This window comes from Roseburia sp. AF20-18LB (assembly GCF_003461185.1).
Lineage (GTDB): Bacteria > Bacillota > Clostridia > Lachnospirales > Lachnospiraceae > Roseburia_C > Roseburia_C amylophila.
Map to the genome: position 1 here is coordinate 103,227 of NZ_QTWP01000003.1, position 13,277 is coordinate 116,503.

General features: G+C 42.3%; 12 protein-coding genes and 1 other annotated feature. Of the genes, 4 read left to right on the forward strand and 8 right to left on the reverse strand.

Translation table 11 applies throughout. From position 1 onward, the window contains the following. Nucleotides 1–30 precede the first annotated feature (30 nt). From gltA to DWX65_RS07650, 8 genes are all read right to left on the reverse strand, one after another. Nucleotides 31–1,416 (reverse strand): NADPH-dependent glutamate synthase, encoded by a 1,386-nt coding sequence (gltA, locus tag DWX65_RS07615; RefSeq protein WP_022243346.1) that lies wholly within the window; start codon nucleotides 1,414–1,416, stop codon nucleotides 31–33. Further along, nucleotides 1,416–2,303: a sulfide/dihydroorotate dehydrogenase-like FAD/NAD-binding protein gene (locus tag DWX65_RS07620; protein ID WP_118173185.1), complete on the reverse strand. Its 888-nt coding sequence runs from the start codon at nucleotides 2,301–2,303 to the stop codon at nucleotides 1,416–1,418. The genes gltA and DWX65_RS07620 overlap by 1 nt, the downstream gene beginning before the upstream one ends. Before the next feature lie 133 nt (nucleotides 2,304–2,436). Further along, on the reverse strand, nucleotides 2,437–3,243 hold the full coding sequence (locus DWX65_RS07625) for an ABC transporter ATP-binding protein (protein WP_022243348.1): 807 nt from the start codon (nucleotides 3,241–3,243) through the stop codon (nucleotides 2,437–2,439). After that, a complete protein-coding gene (locus DWX65_RS07630; RefSeq protein WP_117947031.1) occupies nucleotides 3,243–4,208 on the reverse strand; it encodes an ABC transporter permease in 966 nt (321 codons plus the stop codon). Before DWX65_RS07630 ends, DWX65_RS07625 begins: the two co-directional genes overlap by 1 nt. Before the next feature lie 45 nt (nucleotides 4,209–4,253). Next, the gene (locus DWX65_RS07635) at nucleotides 4,254–5,309 is read right to left on the reverse strand and encodes an ABC transporter substrate-binding protein (RefSeq protein ID WP_117698297.1); all 1,056 of its coding nucleotides are present in this window, start codon (nucleotides 5,307–5,309) and stop codon (nucleotides 4,254–4,256) included. 95 nt (nucleotides 5,310–5,404) lie between these two features. Next, nucleotides 5,405–5,644: a binding site (T-box leader), on the reverse strand. Nucleotides 5,645–5,691: 47 nt separating this feature from the next. Then, entirely contained in the window at nucleotides 5,692–6,639 is a 948-nt protein-coding gene (locus tag DWX65_RS07640) for a TIGR03943 family putative permease subunit (protein WP_022243351.1), read from the reverse strand. Nucleotides 6,640–6,666: 27 nt separating this feature from the next. Beyond that, nucleotides 6,667–7,785: a CobW family GTP-binding protein gene (locus DWX65_RS07645; RefSeq protein ID WP_118173186.1), complete on the reverse strand. Its 1,119-nt coding sequence runs from the start codon at nucleotides 7,783–7,785 to the stop codon at nucleotides 6,667–6,669. 145 nt (nucleotides 7,786–7,930) lie between these two features. Next, entirely contained in the window at nucleotides 7,931–9,658 is a 1,728-nt protein-coding gene (locus tag DWX65_RS07650) for an ABC transporter ATP-binding protein (protein WP_118173187.1), read from the reverse strand. A 646-nt stretch (nucleotides 9,659–10,304) separates the two neighbouring features. Here DWX65_RS07650 and DWX65_RS07660 point away from each other — a divergent pair. The 4 genes from DWX65_RS07660 (at nucleotide 10,305) to DWX65_RS07675 (ending at nucleotide 13,270) form a co-directional block, all read left to right on the forward strand. Next, nucleotides 10,305–10,982 (forward strand): response regulator transcription factor, encoded by a 678-nt coding sequence (locus DWX65_RS07660; RefSeq protein WP_118173188.1) that lies wholly within the window; start codon nucleotides 10,305–10,307, stop codon nucleotides 10,980–10,982. A 78-nt stretch (nucleotides 10,983–11,060) separates the two neighbouring features. Beyond that, nucleotides 11,061–12,065: a sensor histidine kinase gene (locus tag DWX65_RS07665; protein ID WP_158564718.1), complete on the forward strand. Its 1,005-nt coding sequence runs from the start codon at nucleotides 11,061–11,063 to the stop codon at nucleotides 12,063–12,065. An 87-nt stretch (nucleotides 12,066–12,152) separates the two neighbouring features. Next, nucleotides 12,153–12,836, forward strand: a complete 684-nt coding sequence (locus tag DWX65_RS07670) for an ABC transporter ATP-binding protein (protein ID WP_022243356.1) — start codon at nucleotides 12,153–12,155, stop codon at nucleotides 12,834–12,836. Further along, nucleotides 12,833–13,270, forward strand: coding sequence for an ABC transporter permease (locus tag DWX65_RS07675; RefSeq protein ID WP_118173190.1), 438 nt, complete (start codon nucleotides 12,833–12,835; stop codon nucleotides 13,268–13,270). Before DWX65_RS07670 ends, DWX65_RS07675 begins: the two co-directional genes overlap by 4 nt. Nucleotides 13,271–13,277: the final 7 nt, after the last annotated feature.

The following is a 13,277-nucleotide window of genomic DNA, read 5'->3' on the forward strand; positions in this document are numbered from 1 at the left end:
CCTGCGTCCCTTAAGCTATATTATTATGCTTTATTTATTGCGTAAGAATTCATCAATTCCCTTTGCTGCAGTTTTTCCTGCACCCATGGCAAGGATAACGGTTGCTGCTCCGGTTACTGCATCTCCACCGGCGTATACGCCATCTTTGGAGGTTGCTCCGGTCTCTTCTTCTGCAATGATACATTTTCTGCGGTTGATGTCCAGACCCTTGGTAGTGGATGAAATCAATGGGTTTGGAGAGGTACCAAGAGACATGATTACGGTATCTGCCTCGATTTCGTATTCAGAACCTGGAATCTCTACCGGGCTTCTTCTTCCGGATGCGTCCGGCTCACCTAATTCCATCTTAATGACACGACAGCCTTTTACCCAGCCGTCTTCGTCTACTAAGATTTCAGTAGGATTCTGCAGAAGGTCAAAGATAATGCCTTCTTCTTTTGCATGATGTACTTCTTCTTTTCTTGCCGGAAGCTCTTCCTCGCCACGACGGTATACGATATGTACCTCTGCACCGAGACGTTTTGCGGTACGGGCTGCATCCATTGCAACGTTACCACCACCAACTACAACAACTTTTTTTCCGGCTTTAATTGGCGTATCATAGTCATCACGGAATGCTTTCATCAGGTTATTTCTGGTTAAGAATTCGTTTGCAGAGAATACTCCCATTGCCTGCTCGCCAGGGATTCCCATAAATCTTGGAAGTCCTGCACCGGAACCGATAAATACAGCTTCGAATCCTTCTTTTTCCATTAATTCATCAATGGTAACTGCTTTACCAATGACAACGTTGGTCTCAATCTTAACGCCTAAAGCTTTTACATTTTCTACTTCTGCTGCAACTACTTTTGACTTTGGAAGACGGAATTCCGGAATACCATAGATTAATACTCCACCTGCTTCATGTAATGCTTCAAAAATAGTAACATCATAGCCAAGCTTTGCCAAATCGCCGGCACAGGTAAGACCTGCAGGGCCGGAACCGATAACTGCTACTTTATGTCCATTTAATTTTTCTGCTTTCTTAGGCTTGATTCCATGCTCTCTTGCCCAGTCAGCTACGAAACGCTCTAATTTACCGATTGCAACCGGCTCACCTTTGATACCACGGATACATTTTCCTTCACACTGGCTCTCCTGTGGACATACACGGCCACATACAGCAGGAAGTGCAGATGATTCACTGATAATATGATAAGCTTCTTCGAAGTTGCCTTCTTTTACCTGTGCAATAAATGCCGGAATATTAATGGAAACCGGACATCCTTTCATACACTGTGCATTTTTACAGTTTAAGCAGCGTTTTGCTTCTGCTACTGCTTCTTCTTCATTATAGCCAAGACAAACTTCTTCAAAGTTTGCTGCACGTACCTCTGGCTCCTGTTCACGTACAGGTACTCTTGTTAATCCTTCCATTATTTGTCACCTCCGCACTGACCGCATCCGCCATGATGGGTATCGCCTTCCTGCAATTTTAACATTGCACGGCCTTCTTCTGTCTTATACTGAAGCTGTCTCTTCATTGCCTGGTCGAAATCTACCTGATGTCCGTCAAATTCCGGTCCATCCACGCATGCGAATTTTACTTCGCCGCCAACCATAAGACGACATGCTCCACACATTCCGGTTCCGTCTACCATAATCGGATTCATGGATACAATAGTTGGAATGCCAAGCTCCTTGGTCAGTTTACAAACAAATTTCATCATAATCATTGGTCCGATAGCAACACAATGGTCGTAACGGACACCTTTATCCCATAATTCCTGTAACTGGTTGGTTCCCATTCCATGGAAGCCATAAGTACCATCATCGGTTGTTACATAAAGATTGGTTGCAACCTTACGCATTTCTTCTACCAGAATCAAAAGGTCTTTTGTCTTAGAACCCATAATAACGTCACAGTCCACCCCATGTTCATGTAACCATTTTACCTGTGGGTAAACCGGTGCTGTTCCAACACCTCCGGCGATAAATACGATTTTCTTTTTCTTTAACTCTTCTATATCTTCCTCAATAAGGTCGGATGGACAGCCCAGTGGTCCAACGAAATCCTGGAATGCATCTCCTTCCTCTAAATATGCCATACGCTCTGTGGAAGCTCCAACTGTCTGGAATACAATTGTTACAGTTCCTGCTTTTTCATCATAATCACAGATAGTAAGCGGAATACGCTCACCTTCTTCATCGATTTTCACGATTACAAATTGTCCTGGCTTTGCAGACTTTGCAACACGCTCTGCTTTGACATCCATAAGATAAATCTTATCTGCCAGCTTTTCCTTTTTTATAATAGGATACATACTATACCTCCATACTTTGTTTACATCAACTCGTGGAATTCCAGACCACTAGATTTAATCATATAGGAAAAGTGTCAGAAAATCAACATTTTCCGACACTTGTTTCTTAAAAAAAATTTACCAATTTCAATTTTTACTGTGCAGACATCAATATTCTGTCATTGTCAAGACGCTTTCCTGCCTGGATGCGGAACTGCTCCAAAAGGCTGTCTACCGTCATTTTCTTCTTCTCTTCATCCTTTAAATCAAGGACAATATTTCCGGAATCCATCATCAGAATCCGGTTGCCAAGCTCTAGTGCCTGATGCATATTATGGGTTACCATAAGACAGGTAATATGATGCTCTGCAATAATTTTTTTCGTCAGTTCCAATACTTTCTCTGCGGTTGCAGGGTCAAGTGCTGCCGTATGCTCATCCAAAAGAAGAATCTTCGGGGTCACCATCGTTGCCATCAGAAGGGTAAGTGCCTGCCTCTGACCGCCGGATAACAATCCCACCGGCTGCTTCATTCTGTCTTCCAGACCCATATCAAGCTGGGATAACAGTTCTCTGAATTTTTCTTTATCGGATTTACGGATTCTGCTGAAAAATGCATTTTCTTTTCCGGATGCACGAAGATATGCCAGTGCCATATTTTCTTCAATGGTCATATGTGGTGCTGTTCCCTTTAACGGGTCCTGAAACAGATGACCAATGACTTTACTGCGCAAAAATTCTTTCTTATATGTAATATCCTCTCCATCTAGAATAATCTGTCCTTCGTCTACATAGAACGCACCTGTGATTGCATTAAATGTAGTTGATTTTCCTGCTCCGTTGCTTCCTACGATTGTAGCAAAATCTCCATCTTCAAGAACCAGATTCAAATCACACAATGCTTTCTTTTCATTTACGGTTCCCGGATTAAACGTCTTAGATACATGCTTCATTTCTAACATTATCGGTCACCTCCCATTTCCTTTGCATTTGCTTCTTCCAGACGCATATTGTCTTTTAATTTCTTCTGTGCTGTGCTCTTCTGTCTGACAAACGCTGCCTTCTTTTTCAGGAACGGGAATGCAATTGCAATTGCTACGATAATTGCAGAAACCAGTTTCAGTGCCTCTGCCGGAACATTCAGTCTTAATGCAACGGCTACTAAGAAACGGTACAGGCAGCTTCCTAATACAACGCCTAATACTCTGCGAAACATGGAGCCTTTTCCGATAATGGATTCTCCGATAATCAGGCTGGCAAGTGCGATGGTTACCATACCGGTTCCAAGGTTGATATCGCAGGATTTCTGGTACTGTGCTAATACACCGCCGGATAATGCAGTCATTGCATTGGCTACACAAAGACCTACGGTAATCGTAAAGGATGGATTAATGCTGGAGGCTTTTACCATGTCAGCATTATCACCGGTTGCCCGGATGGAAAGACCTAATCTGGTATTTAAAAATGCGGATAAAATCACGCCGATTACCAGTACGATTAATGCTGCCACAATCAGTTTATACCAGCCACCACCAATGGCATTTTTTGCCATGGTAAATATGGTATTGCAATTAAACAGGTTCACCTGGGAAGCAAATCCCATGACTGCAATATTAATGGTATAGAGCCCCGTATTTACAATGATTCCTGCCAGAATTGATTCAATTCCAAGCTTTGTCTGCAGAAATGCTGTGATAAATCCGGAACATACACCGGCTAACATTGCTGCTGCCAGTGCCAGAATCGGATGACCCTGTATCGTTACCATGGCACATACGGCACAGCCTAAGGTAAAGCAGCCATCGGTTGACAAATCTGCAATATTTAATATGGAAAATGAAACAAACAATGCCAGTGCAACCAGGGCGTATATACACCCTAGCTCTAATGCACTTTGTAAAATGGATATTGTAAATATGGAGCCCATTCTTTAATCCCCCTGACTATCTTATCATACTATCGTTTTATCTTTTTATTCAAACTCTTCTGCGGTCTGAATCTCTACTACTTTTTCACACATACCGTCAAATACGCTGTAATCAATTCCAAGCTGGCTTGCCACATCTGTATTTACAGTTGCGATTCCGTTGCTCATGGTCTGTACTGCTGTTGTTGCAGGATCTTTCCCATTTACTAAAATATCTACTACAATGTCTGCTGTTGCAGTACCAAGGTCAACATAGTTTACACCGAATCCACAGAAAGCTCCGTTTAATGCGAAAGAGTCAGCTCCTGCATAATGTGGAATGCCTGCTTCTGCAAATTTCTCATAAATTGCAAGTTCTGCTGTCATTACGGTGTTATCGGTCGGTGTAAATACGGCATCTACACCGGCTGCAACTAATGCATCTGCTGCAAGAGAGATTTCATCATTGGTTGTTCCTGTTTTTTCTACATATTCAACGCCTTTTTTATCAAGATAATCTTTTGCGTCCTGAATTGGAACAGTGGAAGAATCCTGACTCTTATTATATAAAAGACCTACTTTTTTAATGTCTTTATTTGCTGCAAACATTAAGTCCATTACAGCTTCTGTATTTAATGCATCCGATGTTCCGGTGATATTGGAACCAGGTTTATCCATACTTTCAACAAGTCCTGCAGTAACCGGATCACTGACTGCAGAGAATACAACCGGAATCTGATTTTCTTCTGTTGCTGCCTGCATAATCATTGCGGTTGGTGTTGCGATTGGAATAATCACATCTACATCTTCTGCAACCAGGTCTGTTGCAATCTGGTTTAAGGTAGAAGAATCTGCCTGACCATTGTAAGTATAATCTTTATAATCAAAAGTAACACCGAGCTCTTTTGCTTTTGCATCCAGCTCTGCTTCTACTGCTTTCTCAATCTGATTTAAAGAAGCATCATCTACATACTGTACGATACCTACTTTATAAACTTTACCATCTGCTGCAGCCTTCTCTGTTGTTGCTGCATCATTGGATGCACTGTTGCTTCCGCATCCTGCCATTGCTGCTACTGCCATAGCCATTGTTAATACTGCTGCCATCATTTTCTTCTTCATAATTACTACCTCTTCTTTCTTATATGATTTATTGTTGTTCATAAGAGAAAGCGCTTTTACTGTTTTCCAACAGTAAAAAACCGCCTCAAGCTTATGCTTGAGACGGTAATAAAATCTTATTATCGCGGTACCACTCATATTGACGAATTGTCCACTCATTCATGTACGAATCATACATGCCGGATTGGTAACGGGTTCGGTTCCCGGTGACGCCTACTGTTAATTCAGGCCACCCTCGAAAGTCCATTCAGCAAAATCTTCCATACTGCAATTCCACCACCTGCAGCTCTCTTTGATTTCCAATCAAGCTTACTACTCTTTCTCAACGGTTTCTCTTATTGAAGTTAGAATAATACTTTTTGTTCGTATTGTCAACACTTTTTTATGAGAAATATACCAGTTCATCTTCCGGCTTTTCTGCCGGCTCAATGGATACCGGATAAAGGACAGGTCCCTTTCCTCTGTATTCCTTGGCAAATTCAACATGAACTTCTGCGGTAATATTTATCCATGATTTGTGACCGATTTCTTCCGACTTCGGATATTTGCATTTGAATCCTAAGAACTGGACATCCTCTACACAACAGGTCATGGCAAAACGTCCCGGCACGAACATGCCCTTCCTGCTCATCTTTTCCGGATTATATACCAACGCAAGGAATTTGATTTTCTTGCCATCGTATTTCTTCGGATTATCCTGTGCATCCATATACCAGATTGCATAATCTGCATCCGTAATATCAATGACATCTGCATTGATGTCAAATGGCAGTTCTTCATCGGCACTCTCATCAATCGTTCCATCGGCACGCTCGTATACAATCTGTGCCGGACGGTTCTGTGCTTTTACTGCACGACGGAACTTGCCCTTTGGTGTATTGTCATCACAACGGTTAAAGATTACTACGTCTGCCTTAAATAACTGCTCCATAATCATGGCACGCATATTGGCAAGATACATTTCAAATGTAGTGGCATCTACGGTTGCCAAAGACTGTACGATTACCCAGCCATCCGGCATCTTTGTCTCAAGCAACGTAGCAATATCCCAGGTACCGTTATACTCAATAAAAATCTGCTCCGGTTTGTATGTCTCCTGAATCTTCTGCAAGGTTTCTGTTGTAAAATCTTCCTGCTCCTCAATCATCGCAACCTTCGCATTAATGGTATTTAATTTTGCTTCATCATATTCTTCATCACCGTCTTCACAGACAATAATTACCGTACGGTTGTCCCCGCCGAAATCATTTTCAAAAAGTGTTTCTTTGATTAATGTGGTCTTACCGCTATCCATAAATCCGGTAAATAAATATACTGGAATCTCCTGCATGGTTTCCCCTTTCCTATCTGACGGACATTATGCAATGCCGAATAATTCTTCAATCTTGTGTTCGTCAATCTTAGAACCGATGACACAGAGTCTTCCGGTGTAATCCGGCTCTCCATCTCTTAATTCATACTCGCCTGGAACCATATCAAAGTAAATCCAGGAACCATTGACATCCTCTACCATTCCTTTTGCACGGAGAATCATACCATACTCTTCGCTCTCGGATAAGGTCTTTAATACCTCTTCAATCTTCTCACGGGTAAATTTATGCGGAGTCTCTTTGCCCCAGCTTGTAAATACCTCATCTGCATGATGGTGATGATGATGTTCGTGGTCATGGTCATGGCATCCGCAGGTGCAGTTCTCGCCATGCTCATGATGATGCTCATGCTCCTCATGGTCGTGATCGTGTTGGTGTTCATGCTCCTCGTGGTCATGGTCATGATGGTGCTCATGCTCCTCATGGTCGTGGTCATGATGGTGCTCGTGCTCATGTTCTTCCTCTTCTGCTTTGTGATGTGCTTCCGCAAGAAGTTTCATTTCAAGAGAATCCTGTCCTTCCATAACTTTAAGAATCTGTTCTCCCTTAATTGCATCCCAAGGTGTTGTAATGATAGCAGCCTTGCTGTTGAGTTCCTGCATCTGTTTTACACAAAGTTCCAACTGTTCCGGTGTTGTATTCTGGGTTCTGCTCAGAACGATTGTCGTTGCAAATTCAATCTGGTTATTGAAGAATTCACCAAAGGCTTTCATCTGTTTGGATGCTTTCTTTGCATTTACAACTGTAACCAGTGCATTTAATTTCACATCCTGCTCTTTTTCCACATCAATAACAGATTTCATTACGTCAGAAAGTTTACCAACTCCTGACGGCTCGATTAAGATACGGTCCGGATGGAATTTAGTAATTACTTCATTTAAATTCTTTCCAAAGTCTCCTACCAAGGAACAGCAGATACATCCTGAGTTCATCTCGGTAATCTCAATGCCGGAATCCTTTAAGAATCCGCCGTCGATACCAACTTCACCAAATTCATTTTCAATCAGTACCAGCTTCTCACCAACAAAAGCCTCTTCTATCATTTTCTTGATAAATGTGGTCTTTCCAGCTCCTAAGAAGCCTGAAATAATATCAATTTTTGTCATTTTAACATCCTTCTTTCTAATATTTAAAGTGCATTTCACACTGAATTGATTTGTCTACCTATTGCAATATAGCAGAAAATTTAAAATTTCTCAACCCGGCAGCCGGAACTTCATACAAATTTTATAAATAGATTTTTCTCAAAAATCAATGGGTATGATACAATCCGGCATAAATTCCATTCCGCGCAAGCAGTTCCTCATGGGTTCCTTCTTCTTCGATTCCCTGTTCTGTCAGCACCAGAATACGCCCTGCATTTTCTATCGTAGAAAGCCTGTGGGCAATTACAAATGTTGTCCGGTTCTTCGCCAGCTTCTCTAGTGATTCCTGTACCACTTTTTCACTTTCATTATCCAGTGCCGATGTTGCTTCATCAAAAATAAGAATCGGCGGATTTTTTAAAAATACCCGGGCAATGGAGAGCCGCTGTTTCTGACCGCCGGAAAGTTTTACACCCCGCTGTCCGATATCTGTATCATAACCATCCGGCAGTGATAAAATAAATTCATGGGCATTGGCATTCTTTGCTGCCTCAATGACTTCTTGTCTTGTTGCATCCGGTTTGCCATAAGCAATATTTTCAAAAATGGTTCCGGCAAACAAATAAACATCCTGCTGGACAATGCCAATGTGGTCTCTTAAACTTTTTAATTTATAGTGGCGGATATCACAGCCATCAATTAAAATTCTGCCTTCTGACACATCATAAAATCTTGGTATCAGGCTGCAAAGGGTTGTCTTTCCGGCACCTGAAGTTCCCACCAGTGCCACATAGCTTCCAGCCGGAACTTTCAGATTTATATGCCTTAAAACGCGGCTTAAATGTTCTTCATACCGGAAGGAAACATCCTGAAATTCTACCTCTCCCCGCACATTTTCCATGACAATGGCATTTTCCTCATCCGAAATATCCGGTTCAATGGAAAGAATCTCCATAAACCGTTCAAAACCGGAATATCCATTCTGGAACTGCTCGGTAAAATCAATCAGTGTCTTAACCGGCTCGGTAAATACATTGATATATAAAAGAAACGTAATCAAATCCGTAATGCTCACACTGCCGCCCGGAATCCACAGTGCTCCGGTAATCACCACTACTACGGTAATCAACGTGGTAAATGCAGTCAGTCCCGCCTGATAACCACCCATAAAGAGATAGCTGTTCTTCTTGGCATCTAAGAAGCCTTTGTTTCCGCGGCTGAATTTTTCCTGTTCGACTTCTTCATTAGCAAAGGATTTTACTACGCGGATACCGGAAAGGTTGTCCTCTATCTGGCTGTTGATATCCGCTATCTTAATACGGTTCTGCCGGAATGCCTTTTTCATACGCTTATTAAAGAAATATGCATACGCTATCATAAACGGTACCAGTGCAAATGCCGCCACTGTAAGCTTCGGACTGATTCCCATCATAATAACAAATGCACCAATTATCTTAATCAGGGAAATCACAATATTTTCCGGTCCATGGTGTAGCAGTTCGCTGATATCAAAAAGGTCCGTGGTAATTCTCGCCATCAGTTGTCCGACCTTCTGATTATCATAAAATGCAAAGGACAGTTTCTGATAATGTGCAAATATTTCTGCCCGCATATCATATTCTATTTTGGCACCCATTACATGACCGTTATTAGAAATATAATAATTGCTGTAACACTGAATAGCTACCAACGCCACCATAAACAAAGCAAGCTTTCCGATTGTCTTTACTGCATCCTGCTCCGGCAAATATACCACTGTTGAAGTGATATAACGCACAATCAGCGGAATCACCAGTGCCGCCACTGCTGCTAACAGTGCAAAAAACATATCGGTAAAAAATACGCCAAGATATGGTTTATAATAAGAAATCATTTTCTTTAAATTCTGCTTCATCTGTCTATCCCTCTTGCCTTTACCAGCTTATTTTTCATCACAACTGTCCATCTTATACTGTTTCTTTTGCAAATGCAAGTTTCTTTATGCTACAATGACTTTTATAAACGTGGCGGATTGACACTATATAATCCTTGTTAAAATAATCCTGTTATCCAAAGGATATTTGTTTTGGATATAAAATACCGTAGTTCTAAGCTGCATATTTTGCTTTTACCTGTAAAAACCGTCTTTCCAATGTTTGACAGTCTATCTGTACCGTCCGTCGAAGTGCGGATGCCTAAGAAGGGCTGTTAGGGGCACTTGGAATTTCGTCCGGCAACAGGCAACGCTGGCACATGGACGTGCCAGCGAGGTGCATATGAACATGGATGTGAATTTGCACCGGTTGCCGGACAAAATATTTTGCCTGCCGAAATTCCTAGTGCCCCTTACAGGTCTTATACCGCATCCGCACCCGGCGGACAGTGCAGATATCCGGTCAAAGCAAGCGGAAAGACAGTTTATCATCAAGCAAAACATGCAGCTAAGAACAACTGGCATTTTCCATCCCATAAACAAATATCCTCCGGATAACCGAAATTATTTTATGCAAGCATTTTGTCAATCCGTGCCTTCTATAAATTAATTGTAAGGAGAAGAAAACATGACACATGTACTTCTTGTAGATGATGATACAAGTATTGTTTCCAGTTTACGCACTTTCCTGAATCAGGAGGGTTTTCAGGTTACTTCTGCGAATAACCAAAAGGAAACCATCGATTTATTAGATTCCGGGCAGTATCACTTTGACTTAGCGCTGCTTGATGTCTCCCTGCCGGATGGAAGCGGCTTTTCTTTGTGCAGTGCCATCAAGGCAAACTCTGATATTCCTGTCATTTTTCTGACAGCATCGGATGATGAATATAGTGTGGTTGCCGGGCTTGACCTTGGTGCCGACGATTATATTTCCAAGCCCTTTCGGCCGAGAGAACTGATTTCCAGAATGAACAGTGTTCTCCGCCGCTATCACCGTGGCAGCCAGCCGCTGGAATATCATGAACTAAAAGCTGATACCGTACGTGGACTGGTCTATAAAAATAATATGGAACTAACGCTTTCTGCTTTGGAATACCGGCTGCTCCTACTCTTTCTTTCCAACCAGGGCATCGTCCTAACACGAAGCCGGCTCTTAGATGAACTCTGGGATATGGCAGGGGAATTTGTAAATGATAATACTCTTACTGTCTACATCAAAAGGCTCCGGGAAAAAATCGAAGCCGACCCGGCACACCCGGAATATATCAAAACCATCCGCGGACTGGGTTATAAGCTTGGTGACTAATTGAACTGCAGAAAACGCCTGTTATAAATTTGAGTACCATAATAACCGAAGAAAATGTATTTTCCCAAAGGAGTCTTTATGAAATTTTTACGCAATCCCGAAATCAAAAAATGCCTGTTTCTGCAACTGCTTGTATGCTTTATCTTTGCAGGCATCGGATTTTATTTTGATATCATCTGTGGTGTAATCATCCTTTTTGCATCACTTATTTTCATTCTTATTTTTATGATATTCACCAAAAAGCGATACCGGAAAGTGGAATCCTTAAGCCAGCAGTTAGATGCGATGCTGCACAGTAACAGCAGTGGTGATTTCAGCGACTATATGGAAGGTGAACTTGCAATTTTACAAAATGAGCTTGCCAAGCTGACCAGACGCCTTGCGGAACAGAATCAGGCACTTGAAAACGATAAAAAATATCTTGCGGATGCCATGGCTGATATTTCCCATCAGCTCCGCTCTCCCCTTACTTCCATCCGTCTTTTGCTGACTCTCTTAAAAGAGCCGGCTCTTTCCGATGAGAAGCGAAGGGAATCCCTGCGGGAATTATCCATGCTAATTGACCGGATGGACTGGCTCATTGAAACTTTGCTGAAATTATCTTCCATGGACGCAGGAACCATTACTTTTCACCAGACCGAAACCTCTGTCAAAGAACTGCTCTCCGCTGCGGCTGCACCTTTGCTCATTCCACTAGAGCTTCGCGACATCCAGTATCATGAAACCATAGAGCCGAAGGATTTTTCTTTTTCTACGGATTTACGATGGACGGCGGAAGCCCTTGGAAATATCTTAAAGAACTGCATGGAGCACACGCCTTCCGGTGGCAGGATTGATGTTACGGTTACCGACAATCCAATCTATGTTTCTATCGTGATTGAAGACAATGGAAGTGGTTTTCTGCCAGAAGATATTCCGCATCTTTTTGAACGCTTTTACAAAGGAAAAAATGCCACCGGCCAGAGCATTGGCATCGGTCTTTCCCTCTCCCGTATGATTGTTTCCAAAGAAAACGGAACCTTAAAAGCAGAAAACCGTAAAGAAGGCGGTGCACGTTTTATCCTGAAATTCTATAAAAAGTGACAGAACTGTCACTGAAAAGTCATGCTCCTGTCATCCGGGATGCTTATACTTCTCATTAGAATCGCATCAAATGGAAAGGAGTTACTTATGGAAATCTTACGAGCTGAAAATCTTACCAAAATCTATGGAACAGGAGAAAATCAGGTGGTTGCCCTAGACCACGTTTCTTTTTCTGTCAACAAAGGCGAATTTCTCGCTATCATCGGGCCATCCGGTTCCGGCAAATCCACACTGCTTCACATTTTAGGCGGTGTGGATACACCAACCTCCGGCAAAGTCTATATGGAGGGCACTGATGTCTACGCACAAAAGGAGGAACAGCTTGCCATCTTCCGCAGACGGCAGGTCGGGCTGATTTATCAGTTCTATAATCTGATTCCGGTACTGAATGTCGTTGAAAATATGACACTTCCTGTCCGCATGGATGGACGCCCGGTCAACAAAGAGCATTTAAATGAACTGCTGGAAATTCTCTCTTTAAAAGGACGGGAAAATCATCTTCCAAACCAGCTTTCCGGTGGTCAGCAGCAGCGTGTCTCCATCGGCCGTGCTTTAATGAACGCTCCTGCTGTGGTTTTAGCTGATGAGCCTACCGGCAACTTAGATTCCAAAAACAGCCAGGAAATTGTGGAACTCTTAAAATATTCCAACCAGAAATTTAACCAGACCTTAATTGTCATTACCCATGATGAAAACATTGCCCTTCAGGCAGACCGCATCATTGCCATTGAAGACGGCAAAATTACACGGGATGAGGTGATTCGTGCATGAATATCTTCCACAAAATCACACTCACCAACTTAAAGAAGAATAAAACCCGTACCATCGTCACGATTATCGGAATTATTCTTTCTACTGCCATGTTTACCGCAGTTACCAGCAGCATCAGCTCTCTTCATGCATTTATGAAGGAATATACCATTGATACCGAAGGAAGCTGGCAGGGTGCCGCTTTTCGTGTCACCCCATCAGAAGCAAAAGATTTCCTCTCCCATGACGAAATCGAGTCTTCTGTTTCTTTAAAATATATTGGATATGCCGATCTTAAAGATTCCGCCAACCAATACAAACCATACCTTTATATCTGCGGTGTAACGGATGATGTTACTACTCTTCTTCCGGTACACATCACGAAAGGACGGATGCCTGAAAATGATTCTGAGCTTCTGCTTCCTGAGCACCTTACCTATGTTATTACAGCGTAGCTTTTGT

Coding starts and splice junctions, on each gene's coding strand:
- gltA (WP_022243346.1), bottom strand. CDS start 1,416: ATGGAAGGATTAACAAGAGTACCTGTACGTGAACAGGAGCCAGAGGTA.
- DWX65_RS07620 (WP_118173185.1), bottom strand. CDS start 2,303: ATGTATCCTATTATAAAAAAGGAAAAGCTGGCAGATAAGATTTATCTT.
- DWX65_RS07625 (WP_022243348.1), bottom strand. CDS start 3,243: ATGTTAGAAATGAAGCATGTATCTAAGACGTTTAATCCGGGAACCGTA.
- DWX65_RS07630 (WP_117947031.1), bottom strand. CDS start 4,208: ATGGGCTCCATATTTACAATATCCATTTTACAAAGTGCATTAGAGCTA.
- DWX65_RS07635 (WP_117698297.1), bottom strand. CDS start 5,309: ATGAAGAAGAAAATGATGGCAGCAGTATTAACAATGGCTATGGCAGTA.
- DWX65_RS07640 (WP_022243351.1), bottom strand. CDS start 6,639: ATGCAGGAGATTCCAGTATATTTATTTACCGGATTTATGGATAGCGGT.
- DWX65_RS07645 (WP_118173186.1), bottom strand. CDS start 7,785: ATGACAAAAATTGATATTATTTCAGGCTTCTTAGGAGCTGGAAAGACC.
- DWX65_RS07650 (WP_118173187.1), bottom strand. CDS start 9,658: ATGAAGCAGAATTTAAAGAAAATGATTTCTTATTATAAACCATATCTT.
- DWX65_RS07660 (WP_118173188.1), top strand. CDS start 10,305: ATGACACATGTACTTCTTGTAGATGATGATACAAGTATTGTTTCCAGT.
- DWX65_RS07665 (WP_158564718.1), top strand. CDS start 11,061: ATGAAATTTTTACGCAATCCCGAAATCAAAAAATGCCTGTTTCTGCAA.
- DWX65_RS07670 (WP_022243356.1), top strand. CDS start 12,153: ATGGAAATCTTACGAGCTGAAAATCTTACCAAAATCTATGGAACAGGA.
- DWX65_RS07675 (WP_118173190.1), top strand. CDS start 12,833: ATGAATATCTTCCACAAAATCACACTCACCAACTTAAAGAAGAATAAA.